20 protein-coding genes are annotated in these 23,078 nt (G+C 32.8%); 3 read left to right on the top strand and 17 right to left on the bottom strand.

Annotated features, from left to right (window positions below; genetic code table 11):
* Positions 1–176: 176 nt before the first annotated feature.
* From proC to mraY, 12 genes are all read right to left on the bottom strand, one after another.
* The gene (proC, locus tag ACESR5_RS10815) at positions 177–968 is read right to left on the bottom strand and encodes a pyrroline-5-carboxylate reductase (protein ID WP_373155703.1); all 792 of its coding nucleotides are present in this window, start codon (positions 966–968) and stop codon (positions 177–179) included.
* A gap of 40 nt (positions 969–1,008) precedes the next feature.
* The gene (gene ftsZ, locus ACESR5_RS10810) at positions 1,009–2,076 is read right to left on the bottom strand and encodes a cell division protein FtsZ (protein ID WP_087245983.1); all 1,068 of its coding nucleotides are present in this window, start codon (positions 2,074–2,076) and stop codon (positions 1,009–1,011) included.
* A 21-nt stretch (positions 2,077–2,097) separates the two neighbouring features.
* Positions 2,098–3,375, bottom strand: coding sequence for a cell division protein FtsA (gene ftsA, locus ACESR5_RS10805; protein ID WP_087298155.1), 1,278 nt, complete (start codon positions 3,373–3,375; stop codon positions 2,098–2,100).
* A 120-nt stretch (positions 3,376–3,495) separates the two neighbouring features.
* Positions 3,496–4,260: a cell division protein FtsQ/DivIB gene (locus tag ACESR5_RS10800; protein WP_373155700.1), complete on the bottom strand. Its 765-nt coding sequence runs from the start codon at positions 4,258–4,260 to the stop codon at positions 3,496–3,498.
* A gap of 9 nt (positions 4,261–4,269) precedes the next feature.
* Positions 4,270–5,181 carry a UDP-N-acetylmuramate dehydrogenase gene (murB, locus tag ACESR5_RS10795; RefSeq protein WP_087298154.1) on the bottom strand — a complete coding sequence of 304 codons (912 nt, stop codon included), beginning with the start codon at positions 5,179–5,181 and terminating at the stop codon, positions 4,270–4,272.
* Between the two features lie 2 nt (positions 5,182–5,183).
* The gene (gene murG, locus ACESR5_RS10790; RefSeq protein ID WP_087298153.1) at positions 5,184–6,272 is read right to left on the bottom strand and encodes an undecaprenyldiphospho-muramoylpentapeptide beta-N-acetylglucosaminyltransferase; all 1,089 of its coding nucleotides are present in this window, start codon (positions 6,270–6,272) and stop codon (positions 5,184–5,186) included.
* Between the two features lie 22 nt (positions 6,273–6,294).
* Complete coding sequence (gene ftsW, locus ACESR5_RS10785) at positions 6,295–7,380, bottom strand: putative lipid II flippase FtsW (RefSeq protein WP_373155696.1); 1,086 nt, start codon at positions 7,378–7,380, stop codon at positions 6,295–6,297.
* An 82-nt stretch (positions 7,381–7,462) separates the two neighbouring features.
* Positions 7,463–8,107, bottom strand: a complete 645-nt coding sequence (locus tag ACESR5_RS10780; protein ID WP_373155693.1) for an MATE family efflux transporter — start codon at positions 8,105–8,107, stop codon at positions 7,463–7,465.
* Between the two features lie 42 nt (positions 8,108–8,149).
* Positions 8,150–8,353, bottom strand: a complete 204-nt coding sequence (locus ACESR5_RS10775; RefSeq protein ID WP_242492101.1) for a polysaccharide biosynthesis C-terminal domain-containing protein — start codon at positions 8,351–8,353, stop codon at positions 8,150–8,152.
* A 38-nt stretch (positions 8,354–8,391) separates the two neighbouring features.
* Positions 8,392–8,787: an MATE family efflux transporter gene (locus ACESR5_RS10770; protein WP_242492100.1), complete on the bottom strand. Its 396-nt coding sequence runs from the start codon at positions 8,785–8,787 to the stop codon at positions 8,392–8,394.
* 185 nt (positions 8,788–8,972) lie between these two features.
* Entirely contained in the window at positions 8,973–10,319 is a 1,347-nt protein-coding gene (gene murD / locus ACESR5_RS10765; RefSeq protein ID WP_129739567.1) for a UDP-N-acetylmuramoyl-L-alanine--D-glutamate ligase, read from the bottom strand.
* Between the two features lies 1 nt (position 10,320).
* The gene (mraY, locus tag ACESR5_RS10760; RefSeq protein WP_087245669.1) at positions 10,321–11,304 is read right to left on the bottom strand and encodes a phospho-N-acetylmuramoyl-pentapeptide-transferase; all 984 of its coding nucleotides are present in this window, start codon (positions 11,302–11,304) and stop codon (positions 10,321–10,323) included.
* Positions 11,305–11,484: 180 nt separating this feature from the next.
* Here mraY and ACESR5_RS10755 point away from each other — a divergent pair, with 180 nt between their 5' ends.
* A complete protein-coding gene (locus tag ACESR5_RS10755; protein ID WP_087305023.1) occupies positions 11,485–12,951 on the top strand; it encodes a DUF1846 domain-containing protein in 1,467 nt (488 codons plus the stop codon).
* Positions 12,952–12,973: 22 nt separating this feature from the next.
* On the opposite strand, the gene ACESR5_RS10750 is transcribed toward ACESR5_RS10755, so the two are convergent.
* The gene (locus ACESR5_RS10750) at positions 12,974–13,360 is read right to left on the bottom strand and encodes a DUF3783 domain-containing protein (protein ID WP_087297342.1); all 387 of its coding nucleotides are present in this window, start codon (positions 13,358–13,360) and stop codon (positions 12,974–12,976) included.
* 12 nt (positions 13,361–13,372) lie between these two features.
* Positions 13,373–14,830, bottom strand: a complete 1,458-nt coding sequence (locus ACESR5_RS10745; protein ID WP_373155687.1) for an LCP family protein — start codon at positions 14,828–14,830, stop codon at positions 13,373–13,375.
* Positions 14,831–14,958: 128 nt separating this feature from the next.
* Here ACESR5_RS10745 and ACESR5_RS10740 point away from each other — a divergent pair, with 128 nt between their 5' ends.
* Entirely contained in the window at positions 14,959–16,140 is a 1,182-nt protein-coding gene (locus ACESR5_RS10740; protein WP_373155684.1) for an Mbeg1-like protein, read from the top strand.
* 24 nt (positions 16,141–16,164) lie between these two features.
* Here ACESR5_RS10740 and ACESR5_RS10735 read toward each other — a convergent pair whose 3' ends face one another.
* Positions 16,165–17,205 carry a ribonucleotide-diphosphate reductase subunit beta gene (locus tag ACESR5_RS10735; RefSeq protein WP_087245659.1) on the bottom strand — a complete coding sequence of 347 codons (1,041 nt, stop codon included), beginning with the start codon at positions 17,203–17,205 and terminating at the stop codon, positions 16,165–16,167.
* A gap of 11 nt (positions 17,206–17,216) precedes the next feature.
* Entirely contained in the window at positions 17,217–19,472 is a 2,256-nt protein-coding gene (locus ACESR5_RS10730; protein WP_373155681.1) for a ribonucleoside-diphosphate reductase subunit alpha, read from the bottom strand.
* A 136-nt stretch (positions 19,473–19,608) separates the two neighbouring features.
* On the opposite strand from ACESR5_RS10730, the gene ACESR5_RS10725 reads away from it, so the two are divergent.
* The gene (locus tag ACESR5_RS10725; protein WP_373155679.1) at positions 19,609–20,448 is read left to right on the top strand and encodes a putative manganese transporter; all 840 of its coding nucleotides are present in this window, start codon (positions 19,609–19,611) and stop codon (positions 20,446–20,448) included.
* 26 nt (positions 20,449–20,474) lie between these two features.
* Here ACESR5_RS10725 and ACESR5_RS10720 read toward each other — a convergent pair whose 3' ends face one another.
* On the bottom strand, positions 20,475–23,030 hold the full coding sequence (locus ACESR5_RS10720; protein ID WP_373155676.1) for an NYN domain-containing protein: 2,556 nt from the start codon (positions 23,028–23,030) through the stop codon (positions 20,475–20,477).
* Positions 23,031–23,078 lie beyond the last annotated feature (48 nt).

The following is a 23,078-nucleotide window of genomic DNA, read 5'->3' as shown; positions in this document are numbered from 1 at the left end:
CTGTGCCCTCTCGTCGAGTGCTCATCTATAATACCATCTATCCTCTACCTTTGCAAGTCTTTTTTTTACTTTTTTTCATTTTTTTGTTTTTTGATGGTATTTTAGCTATTTTTCCACAAAAAAAGCCACTCCTAATCGGAATGAGCTTCTTATTTCAATCATAATAACAACTATAACTATTTCTTTTCTTGATAATGTACTGCTGCAGAAATTGCTGATATTAAAGTAGCTCGCAATTTCCCATCTTCTAATGCTTCTACACCACAAATCGTTGAACCACCTGGTGAACATACTTGATCTTTTAAAACTCCAGGGTGTAAATGTGTTTCCAATTGCATTTTAGCAGCGCCCATTAATGTCTGAGATGCCAATGTATAGGCCATTTCTCTTGGAACACCTTCTTTAACAGCACCATCTGCCAATGCTTCTATCATCATATAGACAAACGCTGGCCCACATCCACTCAATGTGCCAGCTGTTGACATTAAATGTGATGATACAACCTCTACCTGCCCAATGGCACTGAACATATTTTTGACAAATTCAAACTCTTGATCTTTTAATGAATGTTTCTCTTCAATTAATGACATTCCCTGCAAAACACGAACCGGTGTATTTGGCATAACAAAAATATGACGTGTAGAATCATCTAAAAATGTCTGATATCTATCAAAATCATATCCCAATGCAATAGAAATGATCGCTTTATTTTCTAACTTTTGAATATATGGGTCTAATACAGACTCAACAACTTGAGGTTTTACCCCAACAAATATGAATTCGCTACATGCAATCAATTCATCAATATCATGTGCCACATCAATATGATAAGAACGCATTTTTTCTGCTTTATTCTCATCAATATCATACACTATTATTTCATTTGCATTCAAAAATTTTGCATTGATTATTCCTAAAGCAATAGCACTCGCCATATTTCCAAAACCAATAAAACCTATCTTTTTCATCTTGTACCTCCATATAAAGAAAAGCTAACAAATTGTTAGCTTATAATTTACGATTTCTTAAAAAAGCTGGCACATCATCGTCGTCATCGTCATCATCATACATTGATGGTTTCACAACAGATTCAAATGAAGATGTCTGTTTAACTGGTGCAGGTTCTTCTTCATCTTCAAATCCAGTCGCAATAACAGTTACAATAACTTGATCATCTAATTGTTCATTAATAGCAACACCTAAAACAGTATTGACATCATTACCTACCGCTTCTCTAATTGTTGCAAGAGCCGTATTTGCATCATATAAAGTAATATTTGTTCCACCAGTAACATTAACAATTGCATCTTTTGCACCTGCAATAGACACATCTAATAATGGTGATGAAATAGCACGCATAGCAGCTTCTTCTGCTTTATTTTCACCATCACTCATACCAATACCAATAAGAGCAGAACCTCTATCTTTCATAACTGATGAAACATCAGCAAAGTCAAGATTAATAAATGCTGGAATAGCAATCAAATCAGTAATTGTCTGTACCCCTTGTCTTAATACATTGTCTGCTTCTCTAAATGCTTCACCCATTGGTTTACGACCAATAGCTTCTAATAAACGATCATTAGAAACAACAATAATAGAATCCACATTTTCTCTTAATTCAGCCAAACCACTTTTAGCCTGTCTTAAAACTTTAGGTCCCTCAAATGTGAAAGGTGATGTGACAACACCAACTGTTAATGCACCCAATTCACGTGAAATTTTTGCAACCACAGGTGCGGCTCCAGTTCCAGTTCCACCACCCATACCAGCAGCAATAAAAACCATATTGGCACCTGATAAAGCTGACTTGATTTCTTCTTCAGTTTCTAAAGCAGCTTTACGTCCAACTTCTGGATTACCACCTGCTCCTAAACCATGTGTCAATTCTTTACCTAAAACAATTTTGTTTTCAATATCAATTCCTTTTAAAATCTGTGCATCAGTATTGGCAACATAAAAATCAACACCTTTGACACCATCTTTAGCCATTCTTGCTACAGCATTGCAGCCTCCGCCACCAACACCAATGACTTTAATTTTTGCAACTTGAACAAAATCTAAATTCCCATCCATATTTCTATCCTCACTTTTATATTAATCTTCTTCACTAAATAAATTTTCAATGACTTTTGTCAATTTTCCTTTTTTCTTTGTATCCGAATTATAAGCAGTTTTTGTCTTTGTCAGACCTTTAAATCTAATACTCATTGTATTAGAAATATCTGGTAAAACAAGAGATGAATCCATTTGACCAAAAATCTTTAAACGGTCATTTAAATAATACATCATACCAAGACAAGAAACAAATGACATATCTCGTGCTCCTATCGTATCAGGACGATATGTTCTTACAGCACTATTCAACACTTGAGTTGCCACTTCATCAATAGCAGGCAACTCTCCACCGCCACCAACGATAACAGTTTCATAACTTCTTCCATCATTAATCACTTCGATTTTTGTTTTAATGATTTCCATAATTTCCTGAACACCATCAGTTAAGACCTGAGCCAGATCCTTTTGAGTAAAGTGTTTTTCTATATCATTTTGACTTGTCGTATGGATGACATCTTCATCACCAATATGAAGATCACATGTACCATATTTGACCTTATATAACTCAGCCTTATCCATTGGAATTTGCCATGATGTTGCAATCTTTCGTGTCAAATCATAACCACCAACATGGGCTTGAGCAATATATTTTAAATAACCATCTTCAAAAAAAGCAACAGTTGAGCTACGATATCCAATATCAATCAAAATAGCACCTTCTTGAAGATAAACAGCATCAAATGCCTCTTTAGCACACGCATAAGCATTAATTGTAATATCTAAAACTTCCACTCCGGCTTTTTCAACAGCATTAATATAACTATAAAGCAATTTCTTCTTTGTCGTTATCACTAACGATTCTACTTTTAATGATGCTGATTTTTCACCAATAGGAATATCTTTCATTGATTTCGTATCCAAATAAAACATTGCTGGAATGACTGAAATAACTTCTTCATCCTCTTTTAACGTAAAACGTTTAGAAAGTTTTAATGCACGTACAATGTCCTCACTTGTAATCTGATCCAAAGGAGAATTGACTTTTGTGATTCCATCACTTTGATAAATACAGGCATGAAAAGACGGTATACATAAAGCGACTTTTGAAATAGTTGCCCCTAAAGCCTTTGAAGCTTCGTCAACCAATTGTTTGATTTCACTCACAACAACAGGCATATTTTCAATTTGTCCTTTACGAATTCCATGGCTTGTGATTTTCTTGGCAAAAAGTACATTTATATTCGCACTTACAACCTCACCAACAAGCATTTTTACCGTTGCACTTCCTATATCTAATACAGCATAGATATTCTTCATATACGATTCTCCTTCAAAAAATACTTCTTTATTATTGTACCATAATTTTTTTCATAAGAAAATATATAAATGACGAAAAAGAGAACTACAAATCAAAAAAATAATGCACCAACAGATGCATTATTCACAATCTTTCATATAAACATAGTTTCCCTCAAAACTAAAAACACATTTATCTTTATAAACTTCTTTATTTGCTTCATAATCGAATTTATTTAATTGTTCAACCATGTCTTCAATACGCAGATATAAAATCTTACCATCATCCATAATGAATTTCAAACGTGTTTCATCAGCTTTTTGAGGATCATATATAATATCACTCGTTTGACTTTTTATAATTTCTGGAATATCCACATATTCCTTTGCAAATTCTTTTAATAATTGTAAGTCTTTAAACTTTGTTATTTGTGGTGTAGATTGCAATGATGCAATCAAATCTTTATCATCTGTTTCACTGACATTTCCCAATTCATCAATAACATATGTTTTTTTATCAATGACACAGTATGCGACTTTCTGAGCTTCTTCTACTTCTATTTGAACAGAACCTAGCAACGATTTTGTCACCTTTACCTTTTTAATGAAGGGCATTTTAGCTATCTCATCTTCTATTTTTCCAGTATTGACAAACAAAACGATATCTCCTTCATGAACCGAAATTGATTTTTCAATATCGTCCTTGGAAACTTCCTGTAACCCTGTTATATTAATATCATGTACACGAGATATATCACTTACAAAATAGCCAGCAATCAGCAGCATTACAAAAAGAATCAACACCACTTTAATCTTACGCTTTAATTTACGTTTACGTTTATCTTTCCTCAGTCGTAACACTTGATTTTCATCATGTTCATTATAATAATATTGTTGCTGGGACATACATATCACCTACTCCCAATTAATCAATATAACCTCTTTTTCTAATTCCACACCAAAACGATTAAATACACTCTTTTCTACAAGTAAAATTAAATCTAAAATATCCTTAGCACTTGCATATCCATTATTCACAATAAAATTAGAATGTTTAGGTGAAACCTGAGCACCTCCAATTTCATAACCTCTCAGTTCACATTCATCAATATATTGCCATGCTGGTTTTTGTTCTGGATTTCTAAAAATACTTCCTGCACTTGCAAAATTCCATGGCTGTGTTGCCATACGTTTTTCTTTACGCTTATCAAGAACATGCATAATATCTTTAGGATCACGTGAAGTCATTGTAAATGTTGCTTCAATTAAAATCCAATCTTTATGTTTTTGCAAAATAGACGTACGATAATCAAACTCCATCTGTTCTCGATTTAAAGTCACAAGTTCGCCCTTATCATTTAAAATAATTGCAGAAGTAAAAACATCACTAACACAATATTTATATGCACCGGCATTCATATACACGCCACCACCAATAGTTCCAGGAATACCTCCCATAAACTCAAAGCCTGATAGCCCTACTTTGGCAGCTTCATACGCTAAATAAATCATGCTCACACCTGCCTGAGCACGAATTTCAACACCATTGAAATGAACTTTATCTAAATTCTTTAATGAAAAAATAACACCTTCATATTCTTTATCTGAAAACAAAAGATCAGATCCTCTACCAATCACCATATGCTTAATTTGATGCTGACGACAATATTGAATCCCTCTTTTTAAAGCTTCAACATCCTGAATATAAACAAATAATCTGGCAGGTCCTCCTACTTTAAATGTTGTATGTTTATATAAAGGTTCATTTTCTAAAATCTCACCTAACTGCAAATCTACTAAATCATAAAATATATTTTCAAAATCCATGCTTATTTCCTTTCTAATGTCTTTAAAATCTCCTGATAAATATCTTGACAAGCATGTGGTTTTCCTAATTGACATGCATGAGCCTTTAACGAATTTAATACTGATTGATTTTTTAATAAATATCTAATTTCACTAACAAATCGATCCGCTGTTAAATCTTTTTCCAAGATCATTCGCGCTGCTTTTGCATTCACAAGTTCTCGAGCATTATATTCCTGATGATTCGCTACAACATAAGGACTAGGAATAATTAAAGAAGCTGCCCCTAAAGCTGTAATTTCAGCAAGTGTTGTCGCTCCAGCACGTGAAACAATAATATCACAGCTTGAAATCAAACTAGGCATATCATCAATATAATTGACCAAGTGAATCGAGTCATTTAAATCACTTAATTCCTCTTTCATTTCATCATAATATTTTTTACCTGTAACATAAATAACATCATAATCATCATATTGCATCTGTCGCAATGCTTCTTTCATCACACGATTCACTGATGATGAACCTAGACTTCCCATCACAATAACAACTGTCTGACGTTTGGCAGGAATGTGATAAAGATCATGAATATCTTTAAGTTCCTGATTTGTCACCACGCTAGCACGTGGATTTCCTAATAAAACAGTCTTATTGCTTGGAAATTCATTATACGCTTTTTGATAACAACATACAATCTTATTCACTCTTTTTATTAAAACTTTATTTGTTAAACCAATAATAGAATTCTGTTCATGAATCATTGTAGGGATTTTCAATCGAGAAGCAGCCATGACAATAGAAGCACTTGGATAGCCTCCAAATCCAATCACAATATCTGGCTGAAATTCTTTCAAGATTTGTTTTGATTCTTTTAATGATTTCATAAAAATGAAAGCATTTTTTAACTTTTGTAAAGGATTACCAACTAATCCTTTAACTGCCAATCCACGATACTGATACCCTAGTTCAGGAACAATTTGTGATTCTAAACGATCAGTTGTTCCAACAAATAAAAATTTAGCATTGGCATCTTGTGTTTTGATATACTCAACAAGGGCTAAAGCAGGATACAAATGTCCACCTGTTCCCCCTGCACTTACAATTATTTTCATTTCTCACCACTCCTAATTCACATTATAACATATCATGACAAGATTTCGAGATATTAATTAAAATTCCTATACTCATTAATGTTATAACTAAACTTGTACCACCATATGACATCAATGGCAAGGTTACACCCGTCACCGGAAATAATCCTACCACAACTCCCAGATTAATTAAAGTCTGAATACCGATCATCGAAATAATTCCAATCATCAAAAAGCCACCAAATAGATCAGGTGCATTTTGACTCACCTTTAAAACCGTCTTAAATAGACTGGTATATAATCCAATCACAATAATTCCCCCTATAAAGCCAAATTCTTCTGCTATAATCGCAAAAATAAAATCTGTCTGGGGTTCTGGTAAATAAAAATGTTTTTGAATACTTTTATCAAATCCAACGCCTAATAATCCACCTGGTCCAATGGCATATAGAGCCTGTATAGCCTGAAAACCACTGCCTAATGGATCCTGGAATGGATTTAAAAAAGACAATATACGCTCCATACGATAAGGAGCAGATAAAATCATAATCACAATTCCAATGACTCCCAGTATTCCCAACCCCACAAAATAACGAAAGGGAAATGGCGAAACAATCATCATCACAATGACGCTACATGCCATAACAACACCACTCCCAAAATCCGGCTGTAACATAATCAACAAAAAACCTAGTCCCAGCATAAGTAAAACTGGCAGGCTATATCTGATTTTTTTCATATGATAGTAATGCTTTTCCATATAAACCGCACTAAAAATAATAATACCAATTTTAAACAACTCACTTGGCTGCAATGCAAAAATACCAAAATTAAACCAGCTGCGACTCCCACCTCTGACAACCCCTAAACCTGGTATTAAGACAAGAATTAATAAAAGAAAACAGATGATTAAAATAAACTTATAATATTTTTTGTAAAGATGATAATCAATACGTGAAGTCACAAACATGGCTATAAAACCTAAAACAGCAAAAATCATTTGTCTTTTGATGTAATACAAAGCATCATCATATTTATAAAGTGCCCAAATATGAGAAGAACTATAAACACTTATTAATCCTATAATGACAATGATGATTGTTAAAATCGTGATTTTTTTTGTTTTCATGGTGGCACCTCCATCATTTTACTATATGAAAAAAAGACAAAAAAAGAAGATACATCTTCGCATCTTCTTATCTATAGATTTTTCATTGTGTTGATAAATGACGTGTATATTTAATCATTGATACACCAGCATAAATAGCCACAATGATTTCTGTCAATACCATAGCTAACCATAAAGCATTAGGATTTATAAGTGGCAGAATGAAAATCAAGACTCCACTGATGACCAATCCTCTAGAAACTGAAACAATAAAGGCACTTCTTGGTTTTAATATAGCCTGAAAATAATATGTTGAAAAAATATGAAAAGGCAATAAAAGGAATGATAAACCATAACATCTTATAATCCAAGGAGCTATTTTCATAATTTCAGGTGTTGGCATCATAAAAATACAAACAAATAGCATTGGCGCAAATAAAGACAATGCTGTCCATAAAAGGCTAAAAAATGCAACACTCATAAGTGCATATTTTAAAACTTCCTGAATACGTTGAGGTTGATGGGCACCAAAATTAACAGAAATAATAGGTTGCGCTGCCTGTCCCACACTATAGGCACAACATTGCACAAAAGTTGAAACATTCACAATAATACCATATACAGATAAAGCATTTGTTCCCAAATATTTCATAATCTGACGATTAAATAAGATTGTTAAAATTCCCATAGCCACATCAATAAAAAATGTTGAAAAACCAGTCACCGTTATTTGAGACAATCTAGCCATAAAATGTTTTGGTCTGACTAACTTTAAGGTATTGCTCTTTTTTTAAAAATGAGTGAGCATAACAAGTGTCGAAATGACTGCTCCAATAGCAGTCGCCAAACCTGCACCATAAATTCCCATATCAAACACAAATACAAAAACATAATCTCCAAAAATATTAAATATCCCTCCAGAAAGGACACCCGCCGTTGCAAGAGCCGGATCATTGTCATTACGTAAATACGCTGCTAACATCTGATTAAACAAAAAGCATGGCACAACGAATTGAATCGGTTTGAGATAACTTAAACCAAGTGGAAGTAAATTTTTTTCAGCTCCAAAAATGTTAATAACGGCTGATCAAAAACAACAATAACAAACCATGATAGTAAAGCTAATAATATAGAGCCTATCACTGAAACAGTAAAAACTTCCCCTGCTTCATCATCTTTTTGAGATCCCTGTCCTTTAATTGTACTAAAAATAACTGCTCCACCTATTCCCATTAACAAGCCAAGGCTATAAATAATATTCCATATTGGAGCAACGACCGTCAAAGCAGCTGTTCCATCAGGACCTTGATATTGTCCAACCATGGCCATATCTACAATTGAATAAATAGAAGTGACTAATGCACTTCCAAAAGCAGCAGCCAAATATTTAAAATATATTGGTCTTATCTTTCCGTGAATAAAATCCATATAATCCTCCTTTTTTGTAGAAATAAAAAACTGGATAAGAAACAGGTATTTCAACCTGTAGCCTTATCCAGCTCACCATTTCTCATGAATGGCTCACCTTCCGAGCAAGCACTCACATTTTATCACATATTTCTCATTCGTCAAGTCATAGTCACAATGATTTTGACTTTTATAAACTCCTTTGACTATAAATTCCATTCATTAATAATCTGTTTAAAAACTCTTCCTCTTTCTTCATATCCACTAAATTCATCATATGAACTTGTTGAAGGGGATAATAATACAACATCTCCTTCATGAGCTATTTGTTGAGCCTTTAAAACAGCATCTTTCATATGTTCAACAACAATTGTATTGTCTATATGCATTTCTCTAGCAAATCTTTCCTTTGCCTCACCAAAACAAATAAGCGTTGAGATCTTTGAAGCATAAGATGCCATCTCTGTTAAATCCAGACCTTTTTCATGACCACCCATTAATAATATAACCGGCTGTTTAAAAGCTTTTAAAGCAATAATTGCTGCATCTGTATTTGTCGCTTTAGAATCATTATAATATTTAACACCGTGATATTCTCTTACAAATTCTATACGGTGTTCTACTCCCTGAAAAGAAGCCAAAGTATCATGAATATCTGATAAAGACACATGACTTAATGCACAGGCAATAATCGCAATCATCATATTTTGAATATTATGATCACCTACTATTTTTATTTCATCCAAATCAATAACATGATTTCCTTTATAATAAATCGCTTGATTTTGAATCATACAATCAGCTGGTTTAGTTAAAGAAAAAGTCACTCTTTGAGCCAAAACAGGATATTTTCTTAAATAACTCTGCAAGATTTCATCATCCAAATTTTCAATAAAATAATCTTGCTTATCTTGATTCATATAAATACGTGTTTTAGAAGCATAATATTCATCCAGTGAAGCCATATAATCCAAATGATCTGGAGTCAGATTTATAATTGTAGAAATATGTGGATGAAACTTTTCAATATCTAATAATTGAAAATTAGACATTTCTAAAACCACATCATACCCATCACGATGAAGCAAATCATTGTCTAGAACACAAGAGGAATAAGGTATACCCACATTACCTGCCAAACAAGACAAATGATGGGCATGTTTTAAAATCTCATCAATTAATGTCACTGTTGTTGTTTTCCCATTTGTTCCTGTAACAGCAATATAATTTTGCATTTTAGCAACTTGATAAGCCAGTTCAATTTCAGTATAAACTGGAATTCCTCTTTCTTTCAACCTTAAAACAAATGGTTTATGATAATTAATTCCTGGATTTTTCACAACAAAATCAAAATCTCTTTCAAACAGTTCTTGTGGATGTCCTCCTGTAATCATCTCGATACCACGATGCACATATTCATCATAACAAGCAATCTTTTCACGACTAGCATATTCATTCACTGTGATAGTTGCATGTAATGCAGTCAATAATTCGACTGCTGCTTGACCACTTTTAGCCAATCCTAAAACTAAAACTTTTTTCCCGTTCAACATATTACATAACTCCTAAAACAATCCCAATAATTCCACAAATAAAACCTAAAAACCAAAATGAAATGACAACTTGTTGTTCACTCCATCCAAGCATTTCAAAATGATGGTGAATAGGTGCCATCTTAAACACACGTTTGCCTCTTGTTTTGAAAGATACAACCTGAATAATCACTGATAAAGTTTCAATCAAGAAAACACCACCAATTAAAATAAACAGAAGTTCCTGACGTGTTAATACAGCCAAAGCTGCTAAAAATCCACCTAAAGCTAATGAACCAGTATCTCCCATAAAAATACGTGCAGGATGATAATTAAAACACATAAATCCTAGTAATGTTCCCACCACTGCCATAGCATAGATGGCAATGTCATAATCTTTATTCATAATCGCAAAAATAACAAAAACAGAAATCGCAATCATCGAAAGTCCTGTTGCTAGACCATCTAATCCATCTGTTAAATTCACCGCATTGCTGCCCGCTGTAAACATAAAATATACCAAAATAGGATATAACCATCCAATATCAATTTCTATATGTAATAAAGGGATAGAAATTGCAGTATCAAATCCAGGTATAAAAAACTTAGCTAAAATATAAAAAGCAATGGCCACAACTGATTGTAATGTATATTTATATAAAGGTTTCAATCCATCATTTGTCTTTCTGACAACAATTAAATAATCATCAATAAATCCAACCAATCCAAAACCTACAAAAGAAAAAGTTAAAAGATGTATATAAGGATTATTTAACGAAGTGAAATTCAAAATATAAACCACAACTACAGCACATAAGATAAAGACAATTCCACCCATTGTTGGTGTACCACCTTTTGCTTTATGCGACTGTAAACCTTCTTCTCTTTCTACCTGTCCAAATTTTAATTTTTTTAAATATTGAATCGCTTTTGGCATAACAGCCAACACCAAAATAAATCCCACTAAAAAGTTCAAAACAATTCTTAAAAAGACCATATTAAACATAATAAGACTCCTTTACCACTTTTATCTTTTTTACAATATATCATATTTTCCACACAATAACAACAATCAAAAAAGTCCTCTCTATTTATAATTATCAATATTTATCGACATAATATTTTTTTATTATTTTCTTTATCTTCAAACCATTTTCTATATAATGTTGACTAGGAGTGAGAGAAAATGAAAAAAGCATTTAGTAATGAATTATATGTAGAACTACAATCTAAACACATTCAAGAAAGAATTGCTCAATTCGACAATAAATTATATCTAGAATTTGGGGGAAAACTTTTCGATGATACACATGCTTCTCGTGTTTTACCTGGTTTTGAACCCGACAGCAAGTTAAAGATGTTATTAACTTTAAAAGATAAAGTAGAAGTGATTATCGCTGTTTGTGCTAAAGACTTAGAAAGACATAAAATGCGAAGAGATTTAGGTATTTCATATGATGATGAAGTTATTCGATTAATTAATGAATATGAAAACGTTGGATTATATGTAGGAAGTGTCACAATTACACAGTACCAGCATCAAAATTCTGCCGATACTTTTAAAACAAAGCTAGAAAAACGTGGCATTAAAGTTTTTATGCAATATCCTATCGAAAATTATCCTCATAATGTTGATCATATTATTTCACCAGAAGGATTTGGTAAAAATGATTATATTATCACGACAAAGCCATTAGTTGTTGTAACTGCTCCAGGTCCTGGTTCAGGAAAAATGGCAACATGTCTATCTCAGCTTTATCATGAACATCTTCATGGCATTCGTGCTGGATATGCAAAATTTGAAACTTTCCCAATTTGGAACTTACCATTAAAACATCCTGTTAACCTTGCTTACGAAGCAGCAACCATTGATTTGAATGATGTCAATATGATTGATCCTTTCCATCTTGAAAAATATGGAGAAACAACTGTCAACTATAATCGTGATATTGAAATTTTCCCTGTATTAAATACAATGTTTAAGAAAATTTTTGGAGAATCACCATACGCTTCTCCTACTGACATGGGAGTCAACATGGCTGGTTATGCAATTATTGATAATGAAGCGGCTAAAGATGCCAGCTGTCGTGAAATTGTACGTCGTTATTATCATGCGCAAGTTGATTATTTAATGGGTAAAATCAATGATCAGTCTTTAGAAAAAATGCAGATGTTATTATCTCAGGCAGGTGTCGATGCGAAAAACCGTAAATGTGCCATTGTGGCCAGAGAAGTTGCAAAGACACGTCAAGGTCCTGTCTGTGCAATAGAATTAAATGATGGTCATTTAATCAGTGGGAAAACATCATCATTATTACGTGCTTCCAGTGCAGCTATGTTAAATGCATTAAAATATTTAGCTAGTATTGAACAAGATATTGAATTAATTTCACCAACTATGCTGCATTCTATTCTATCTTTAAAAAATGACTATTTAAATATGAAAACACCATTATTGGATATTGATGAAGTCCTTTTAACACTCACCATTGCTTCAGCTCAAGACCAGAATGCTAAAAAATGTCTAGAAGCTCTTCCTTTATTAAAGGACTGTGAAATTCATTCAACTGTCATTTTAAGTAATAAAGATACAGAAACATTAAGAAAACTCAAAATGAACTTAACTTGTGATCCTAAGCATGCCAGTGCTTAGGATTTTTTTATAGAAAAAGAACCTATTTTTTTAGGTTCATTTGCATCATTTGCTGATATTCACTAGCTACACTTTGATAAAGTCTGGCAAATGTATAATCAACATTATATTGTGTTAAAACAGCTTTATAAGGAATATGTGGTATTCCTTTCATTCTAAACAATTGTAATAATAAATCTAATTGTTCATCTTTATTTAAAGCAAAGAAAACAAAAGGTTGATCCATAGATGAAGAAGGCAACATCTGTTCCTGATATGTATAACCATCCATATTTAATAAATAACCCATTTTCTGATATAGATGCTGTATAGAAATATCTCTTACATCAATATCTAATTCATTTGCTATTTCTTTTATCTTTCCTTTGATATCATCACTTAAACGATATATTAAAATTGTATCTTTCATAATAATCCTTTCTTATTGTTCCAAATCGCCTAATTCTGTTTCAATTTTTTCATTATCCATGAATTGATCAATATATTCACATGCCTGTGTAATAGACAACTCATTAGGAATAATGACAGATGCATTCATTCCCACTGAATAACATGGCATAGAAGCACTATCACCTATAATCTGATAAGACTGAATATCCCAATTTGGCATTTGAGATAACTGCATTTGAACAAGCGCATTCATTTCGTCACTTGGCATATTGGTTTCAATACTTTGACTGATTGTATCCAAAACTTGTGAAAAAGATGTTAATATTGCTGGTGAGCAAACTTTTTTTACAATAGCCGAAATCATGCGTTGCTGGTTTCTTCCTCTTGCAAAATCTCCATCAACAAATGATTTTCTTTCTCTTACAAAAGCCAATGCCTCCTTGGCATTCAGATGATTTTCTCCTTCTTGAATCTGATAGCCACCAATCTTTGTTGTAAATTCTTCTGGAGAATGAACTGTCACACCACCCAATGCATCTACAATATCCATAAATGATGTAAAATTCATACGCACATAATAATTAATATCCTGATCAACCATATCTGTTAAAGTATCAATACTTTCCTGTAATCCATACATTCCTGTATGCGTAAATTTATCATATTCACCATTTCGATGTAATGGATAATAAATATCACGGGGAATACTAATCAATAATATTTGCTTGGTTGTAGGATTAATACCTACCAACATATTCACATCACTACGTGATACAGCCGTTAAATCTCCATATTCATCATTACCACTAATATAAACCAAAAATGGTTTTTCAGTCACATCAACACTTTTCGCATTCACCGCAGCTTCATCACGTTTAACCTGAAAAATAACACGTGTATCATCAGAAAAACTTTCTTTTTCCTGCTCAACCAAGCTTCTAAAAGCTTCATCTAAAATAATAGCGTCAACATCTTTCTGATATAATTTTGTAACCAGCTGATGAAAATCAGATGAATCATCTAAAGAAATCTGTCCCACTTCTTTTTCTATTTGCGATACCGTATAATCCATTGTTGATTCATCCACATAAGAAACATGTGAAAGTAAATGTTCAGGTAGCTGATATTCATTCTTAATTGGTGAGTCTTTTAAAACAATAACAGAAATAGCACGTGTCTGAAACTGTTCATCACCAAGCAAATCAACGACTTGCCCTGTTCTATAAACATAAAATGAAGCAACAACCATCAAACAACTTAAAACAAGGCTCAAAAACTGCGTCAATAAAGAACGTTTACTTCCCTGTTTTTTATAGAAAATCAAGAAATATTCTCCCACCATCAAAGCAATGAGAATAACTCCAACTATCATCATATATTTCATTGGTATAAAACGAATAAAATACATCGTTGATAGTAAAACTATAGACATCAAAAATTGAATACTATATACAATACGACGTATATATTTATTATCTATTTTTTTCATTATGACACATCCTTTTCGATAGGGTATCATATTTCGACATTTTTATCAACGAATTCTACCGTTACAGTTTGCATTTTCCTAAAAAATCATGTAAAATATTTGCCAATATCAACAGAAAGGGTGATTTCATGAACGTTAATACAATACTTCATTATGTTGACTTACGTGGTGATCTTTTAGCCAGTCAATTTCCCTATAATGAAATTGATGCCCTGATATTTAGTGAGCTGGCTTATGTTTATCTTGATGATATTTTCAACGACACAAAACCCATCACTTTACAACAAGCCTTTCAAAAATATCAACAAAGAAACGCCACATTGACACCTGAAAATTTAAAAAAGATTCTTGTCCCTAGTCATGAACTTTTTGAAAAAATGGCTCACAGTCCTCGTTATCAAAACATTCAAATTTTAAACTATGTCAATGATGTCAATAAAGAACTGATCAAACAGTTTGCAGCATTGGCTTTATTATTAGAAGATGGTCGCATTGTGATAGCCTATCGTGGTACCGATGATTCACTGATTGGCTGGCATGAAGATTTTTTAATGCTTTGTGAAAAAGTTGTACCTGCTCAAGAATCATCTGTACATTTTCTAGAAGAGATTGCCTCACAGAATATTACTTCTTCATTGATGCATGACTTAAAAAATAAATTCCTAGCGCCTTCTTTATGGCAACGTTTAAAAAAACATTTTCAATACCGTCAGCATCGTCCATTATGGTTAGTAGGACATTCTAAGGGTGGCAATTTAGCTATCTTTGCTGGATGTTTTTGTCATCAGCATATTCAAGATCGTATTATTCAAATTGATAATTTTGATGGCCCCGGTTTTCAGGATGAAATCATTCAATCAAAGGCTTACCAAAACATGCTTCCCCGCATTCATAGCTATATTCCTCACTATTCATTTTTTGGTATTGTTTTAGGTCATGAAGAAAACTATACCGTTGTCAAAAGTCAGGAAACAGGCATGATGCAACATAATGCTTATTCATGGCAAATCAATGCCCATCATTTTGAATGTGATGAACTGTCATATGAAAGTGTTCAATTTGCTATTAAAGTTATCCTTTTCTTAGAAAAATTAAGTTATGAAGAAAAACATCAGTTTGTGGAAGCGATGTTTTCATTATTTGACAATTTAAATTTATATAATTTTTCTGATTTATCACACATTTCCTATAAACATATCATGAATGGCATTAAAGAAATCACTTTATTAAAACCCAAAACACGTAATATGCTTTTAGAAGTTTTACATATGTTATGGCTAGAAGCCAAAAAGATCAAAAGAGGGCATTGACAAAATCATTTGTCTGCCCCTTTTTTATAAATCATCTTCAATTGCACTCGATTTGGCATATGCTGTTGATTTTGCCTCAAAAAAATCTGTTTTAATTTGATTAGCCTGACTATAAAGATTTACCCACTGCATTGCTTCTGGTTCATCCTGATAACCTTCAAAAAGCGGTTCAAACCCTAGTGAAGTCGCACGTAAATTACCCAAATAATGAATGTAATCACTGACCATAGTCATGGTTAACCCTTCAATGCGATCACCTATCACATATTGTGCCCAGGCTATTTCCTCCTCAACACCACGTTTTAACATTTGACGATAAACAGCTATTTTTTCATCATCAAAGAGTTGTGGTTCTTCTTTTTGTAATTCTAAAATCATATTCCTGAATAACCATAAATGTGTATTTTCATCACGGTTAATATAACGTATTTCCTGTGCTGAACCAGACATTTTTCCCATTCTTCCTAAATTATAGAAGAACATAAAACCACTATAAAAATAAATACCTTCTAAAATATAATTTGCCATAATCGTTTTCATTAAATGAAATGCATCTTTATGCTGTAAAAAATCATTATATTGTTCACCAATAAATTGATTACGTTTTAATAAATGTTCATCATATTTCCATTGATATAAAATTTCATCACGTTTATCTGGTGAACAAATTGTATCTAACATATAACTATAACTTTGTGAATGTACAGCTTCCTGAAACGCCTGAATTGTTAAACATAAATTAATCTCATTGGCTGTAATATATTCTCCAATATGTGGTAAATTCGCTGTTTGTAAAGAATCCAAAAACACAAGAAACGATAGAATTTTATCATAAGCCTGTCTTTCTTCATCTTTCAACAAACGATAATCTTTGACATCTTGAGTTAAATTGATTTCTTCAGGTATCCAAAAATTATTCATTGCCTGACGATACCAGTCATGTACCCATTGATACTTCATATGATTAAAATCATTCAGATTCGTCGTATTTCCATTAATCATACGACGTTTTCTTACATCAATATCGCCTTGTGCATTAAATAATGCCTTTGCTTTTAATTCCATAATTCCTCCCTCTATGCACTGCATGATTCACATTCTTCAATTTCTAAAGATTGACTTCTTACGTAGTAAATCGTCTTAACATTATTTTCATATGCTAAAATATATAAATTTAAAAGTTTTCTAAATGTAAATTCCTGTGTCATATAAATATTTAATGACTGCGACTGATCAATATGTCGTTGTCGAATCCCAGCAGCTTTGATTAGCCATTCTTGATCCATATAATGTGCATTTTTATATAACCAGAATGTTTTTGGATTTAAATCTGGTGCCACTCTTCGCATCATACTTCCTTTTTTCTCTTCAATAAAGAATTTTTTCATGATTGGATCAATAGAAGCTGTTGTTCCAGCAATAATAGATGTAGAAGAAGTGGGTGCAATAGCCATTAAATAACCATTACGTAAACCATAACGATGAATCATGGTTTCTAATTGTTGCCACTCTTTAGATTGATAATGACGTTTTTGAAAATACATACCGGTATCATAATCACTACCCTCAAAACCGTGATAACGACCTTTTTCTTTAGCCAATAAACATGATGCTTCTAGTGTATAGTAATTTATTTTTTCATATAACTGATCAACAAATTCTAAATGCTGTTCACTTTCAAAAGGAATGCCCTTTTGGCATAACATATGATGATAACCACTTGTTCCTAAACCAATGGCACGATATTTCTGATTCGTTATTTGAGCAAATGGTAATGGGTAATCATTCAAATCAATAACATTATCCAAAGCTCTCACAACAACATGAATAATATGTCTTAACTCTGCTTCATCATCAACATTTATTTTTCCTAATGTTAAGGATGCAAGATTACACACTACAAAATCTCCTGGTTTTGTTTTTTCAACAACGACCTCTTCCCCATCAACATGTATAACTTCCTTATCTAAAAAAGTCATAGCACTCATGTTTTGCGCAATTTCACTGCATAAATTACTACAATAAATCATACCTTGATGATGATTAGGATTCATTTCATTGACACGATCACGATTAAAGGCAAAAGGTGTTCCTGTTTCTACCAGCGATTTAATAATCAATCTGACAACTTCTTTGACACTCATGACTCTTTTAGAAATACGTTCATCCTGGATACAATCTAAGTAACGCTCCTGCCATTCTTGACCATAATAATCTTCTAAATGATAACCCTTGATCTGATAAACTTCATGAGGACACATCATATACCATGGGGCATCTATATCATCTCTGGCCAATTGCCAAAATAAGTCTGGATAGCAGACAGCTGGAAAAATATCATGCGCCTTCATGCGATCATCTCCATTATTTGTACGAATCTGCAAAAACTCTGGCAAATCTTTATGCCAGACGTCTAAATAAACAGCTGCTGCTCCCTGTCTGACACCTAACTGATCAACAGCAATCGCTGTATCATTAACCAGTTTCAGCCAGCGAATCACACCACCAGCTGCACCTTTATAGCCACGAATATCACTGCCATTCGCCCTGACTTTTCCAAAATAGAGTCCCATACCTCCACCATGTTTAGAAACTTGAGCAAAATGATCTAAACTTTTATAAATACCATCCAATGAATCATCAACAACATCAATAAAACACGAACTCATCTGATGGAATGGTTTTCTGGCATTCGCCATTGTTGGTGTTGCCATTGTCACTTTAAGTGTACTTAAAATATCATAAAATTGTTTTGCCCAATAAACACAATCATTTTCTAGCATCGCTAAATGCATCGCAATCCCCATAAACATTTCCTGTGGTGTTTCTAAAACATGATGATCATGATCTCGAATCAAATAACGTTTATATAACATATCTAAACCACTATAATTCAATAATTCATTACGTTGATCTTGAATGTATTGTGATAATTCTTCAATTTCATCAGATTGATAATGTTCTAAAATATAATTTCCATAATATCCTTCTTGTGTTAAATATTGAATTTTTTGATAAAAAGTTGAAATTCCCAACATTTCATTGCGACATTGAACCTGACAAATGATATCATATACCAAAAAACGACCTGCAATCATTTCCCAGAAAGGTTCCTCAACACTTGTCAGTTCATCACTTGCCTGAATCAAACTGATCAAAGCTTCATGAGAAGTCATACCTTCTTTATAAAACGTACTCCACTTTTCATAAAGACGCTGTAAATGCTCTCTTCCAATCGCAAAATCCTGAATCATTTTATAAAAAACATCTTTTAATTTTTGATGACCTATTTTATCTAAAAATAGTGTGATCATATCTTCATTCATATCCATTTTTTTCACATCCTTGAAGGCATTGTATCACAGCATAAAAACATTTGACCACTTATATGCCTATAAAAATTCTCATATCATTTCATTGGTAATTTAAAAATTATTATGTTATGATAATGACCTATTGGAGGTAAATATGTTACATATACTTGAACATTCTTTAGAAGATTTAATACCTATGCTTCCATTTTTATTTCTGACTTATCTATTAATGGAATATATTGAACATAGAAATAATCAGAAGTTTGAAAACCTTTTGGCACGTACGCAAAAATTAGGACCACTGATTGGTAGTCTTTTAGGAATCATCCCTCAATGTGGATTTTCTGTCATTGCCAGTGGATTATATATGAATCAAAGTATCAGTTTAGGAACTTTGTTAGCTGTTTTTATTGCTACAAGTGATGATGCTATTCCTATTTTAATTGCCCAACCAAAACAGGCACAGACATTATTTGTGATTATTAGTTTAAAAATCATTGTGGCAATTGTTGTTGGTTATCTGGTGGATGGATTAATTCAATCTCATCGTCTTTCTAACAATCATAGCTTACATGATATACATGAACACTGTAAAGAAGAAGAACATGGACATGGTATTATTTATTTAGCTTTATTACACACTTTCAAAATCTTTGTTTTTGTCTTTATTGTTAATTTTGCATTAACATGGCTGATTGAAGAAATTGGTGCAGATACATTGAATTATATTTTAGTTCATGGTTCTATTTTTCAACCTGTTATCGCTGCTCTTACTGGCTTTATTCCTAACTGTGCAGCAAGTGTCATCTTATCACAGCTCTATCTTGATCAGGTCTTAAGCTTTGGTTCTTTATTTGCAGGACTTATGACGAGCACAGGACTTGGTTTACTTGTCTTGTTACGTATGTATGATAATAAAAAAGACATTTTAAGAATTGTTCTTATCATGTTTGTAAGTGCAACGATTATAGGCATTTTTCTACAATTATTTTAAAACCGTAGGCTTTCGTCTACGGTTCTTTATTTATGATAATCTTTGACATCTTCTAATAAAAACTCATGGTTTTGAGGCTGTTTTCTTTGAAATTCATGAAAATGTTCTTCCGTTACAGCTTTCACTTCTAAAGCCAGTTCTCGTGACGACATACGACGTGCTCCTCGTCCAATGACAATGGACTGCTCCAAAGCATCAGAAGTTGCAACAACAACACGATAATCACTTGCTAATTGATGGGTCACACGTTCAATATACATATCTGCAGTTTGGGCTTCTTTGGTATAAACAACATAAACATTATGATGCTTTTCTTGACTCCCTAGATTTTGTTTCACCTTATAAGCATCAAAAACAATAATCATAAGGCATTGTTTATACCCCTGATAATTACTAAGTATATCAATCAGTCGATCACGTGCAACACCTAAGTTTGTGCTTGCTAAATCTTTGAGTTCTGGCCACGAATGAATAACATTATATCCATCAACCAAAAGGCATTCAGGTTTCATTTTAACACTCATAGATGTTTCTTGAGGCTGATGCTGACGATAATAATCATCAGCTAAACGACGTTTGATAGGTCCATATGTTTTTTGAAAGATAGCATCCAATTCTTCATCTTCATTTTGATATTGTGGTGCATCATGATATGTATGATGCGTATTTTTATTTTTTGTATATTGATAAGGAATATGCATATATTGCTCAACTTCATCCCATGCCACATAAAAACCTGCTCCATGTTGACAAAAGACTGAACCTGTTGGATGAGCCTGATCTGTTTCACTATCATATCCTTTTTGTTTTATAATGTCTTCTTGATTATGACAAGGAAAATACCCTTTCATATGGCAGATCATGCGTCCTTTACCTTTTGTTAAAGCAATCACTTCTTGCTGATAATCTTGTAAGCAGGCCACTGGCCCTTCACCATATAAATCAATACTATCAATCTGTTCTTCAATTCTCACTTTGGTGTGCCTTTTTTCCATATCATACAAAACACGACTCAACGCATCTTTAGGTATATGAATATGAATATCATAATATGGTTCCAATAAAATAGATTTTCCTCTTTTTAACCCATGACGAATCGCACGATATGTAGCTTCTCTTAAATCACCACCCTCAGTATGTTTTTGATGAACTTTCCCTGCTATTAAACTGATTTTTATGTCAGTTATAGAAGCTCCTGTTAAAACACCTGGATGTTCTATTTCTTGACAATGTGTCATAATCAAACGCTGATACTGTAATGGCAGCTGATCTGTTGTACATTGACTTTCATAAACCAGACCACTCCCTTGAGCAAGTGGTTCCAATAAGACATGAACTTCTCCATAATGACGCAATGGTTCAAAATGTCCAACGCCCTCCACTGGTTCACTAAGTGTTTCTTTATACAAGATTTCACCATGATCAAAACTGACTTCCTCATGAAATCTTTCACGAATGATATTTTGTAAAACTTCAATTTGAATTTCACCCATCAATTGAATATAGATATCTTGTGTCTGTGACATATATGTCACATGTAATGTTGGGTCTTCTTGAGCTAAAGTCTGTAGATTCTTTAACATTTGGTGCTGATCACAATGAGGAGATAAAACAACACGATAAGTCATGTAAGGCATCATCACAGGTTGCGTGAATGTCTGATTTGTAAGTGTCATTCCTGGAAGAAAACTTTTTAAACCTTTTAAAGCAACCACATCTCCTGCCTTTGCTTCTTGTAGCAACGTATATTTTGGTCCCTCATATAAACGAATCTGATCAATTTTTTCATCATGAATCTTTTCTTTCACATGCAATGTTCCACCAGTTATTTTTATATGTGTTAAACGATTGCCGTGTTCATCATGACTCACTTTGTAAACAAAGCCATCCAATGAATCCTTATATGTTGGTTCTATGGTATAGGTATCTAGTAAATCTAAAAAAGCGCTGACCCCTTCATTTTTTAAAGCTGAGCCAAAGAACACTGGAAAAATTTGTCTTTTCATAATACATTCTTGAATATGTCCCAAATCAATCACTTGATGGTCCATATATTCTTCCAACAATGTTTCATTAACGAGAGCCAGATTTTCATAAAGCTGTGTTACTGGCATCGAGAAATCTAAACAGTTTTCATGATATTTTTCTGTCAATTCTTGAAATAAGTATTCACGAGAATAAGTTGTCTGATCCATCTTATTCATAAAAATAAAAGTGGGAATATGATAATGTTCTAATAAATGCCAAATTGTTTCACTATGTGACTGTATACCATCCATTCCATTGACCACAATAATCGCATAATCTAGAATGTGTAAAGTTCTTTCCATTTCAGCTGAAAAATCAACATGGCCTGGTGTATCTATCAAAACAAACTGTGTATCTTTCCATGGAAACATCGCCTGTTTAGAAAAAATAGTAATGCCACGATGACGTTCCTGTTTGTCATAATCTAAAAATGTATCTTGATGATCTACACGTCCCAATTGTCGTATCTGTCCTGAAAGATAAAGCATACTTTCAGACAACGTTGTTTTTCCTGCATCAACATGTGCCAATATGCCAATCACAATTTTTTTCATATCATTGAACCTCCCAACCTTGAAGAATTATTATACACTATTTTTTTA

Origin of the sequence: Clostridium sp. AUH-JLR23 (assembly GCF_964238065.1) — a bacterium.
In the GTDB taxonomy this organism is placed as follows: domain Bacteria; phylum Bacillota_I; class Bacilli_A; order Erysipelotrichales; family Coprobacillaceae; genus Allocoprobacillus; species Allocoprobacillus merdigallinarum.
Note: the sequence above shows the minus strand (reverse complement) of the source record. Positions and strands in the feature narration are given on the sequence as shown.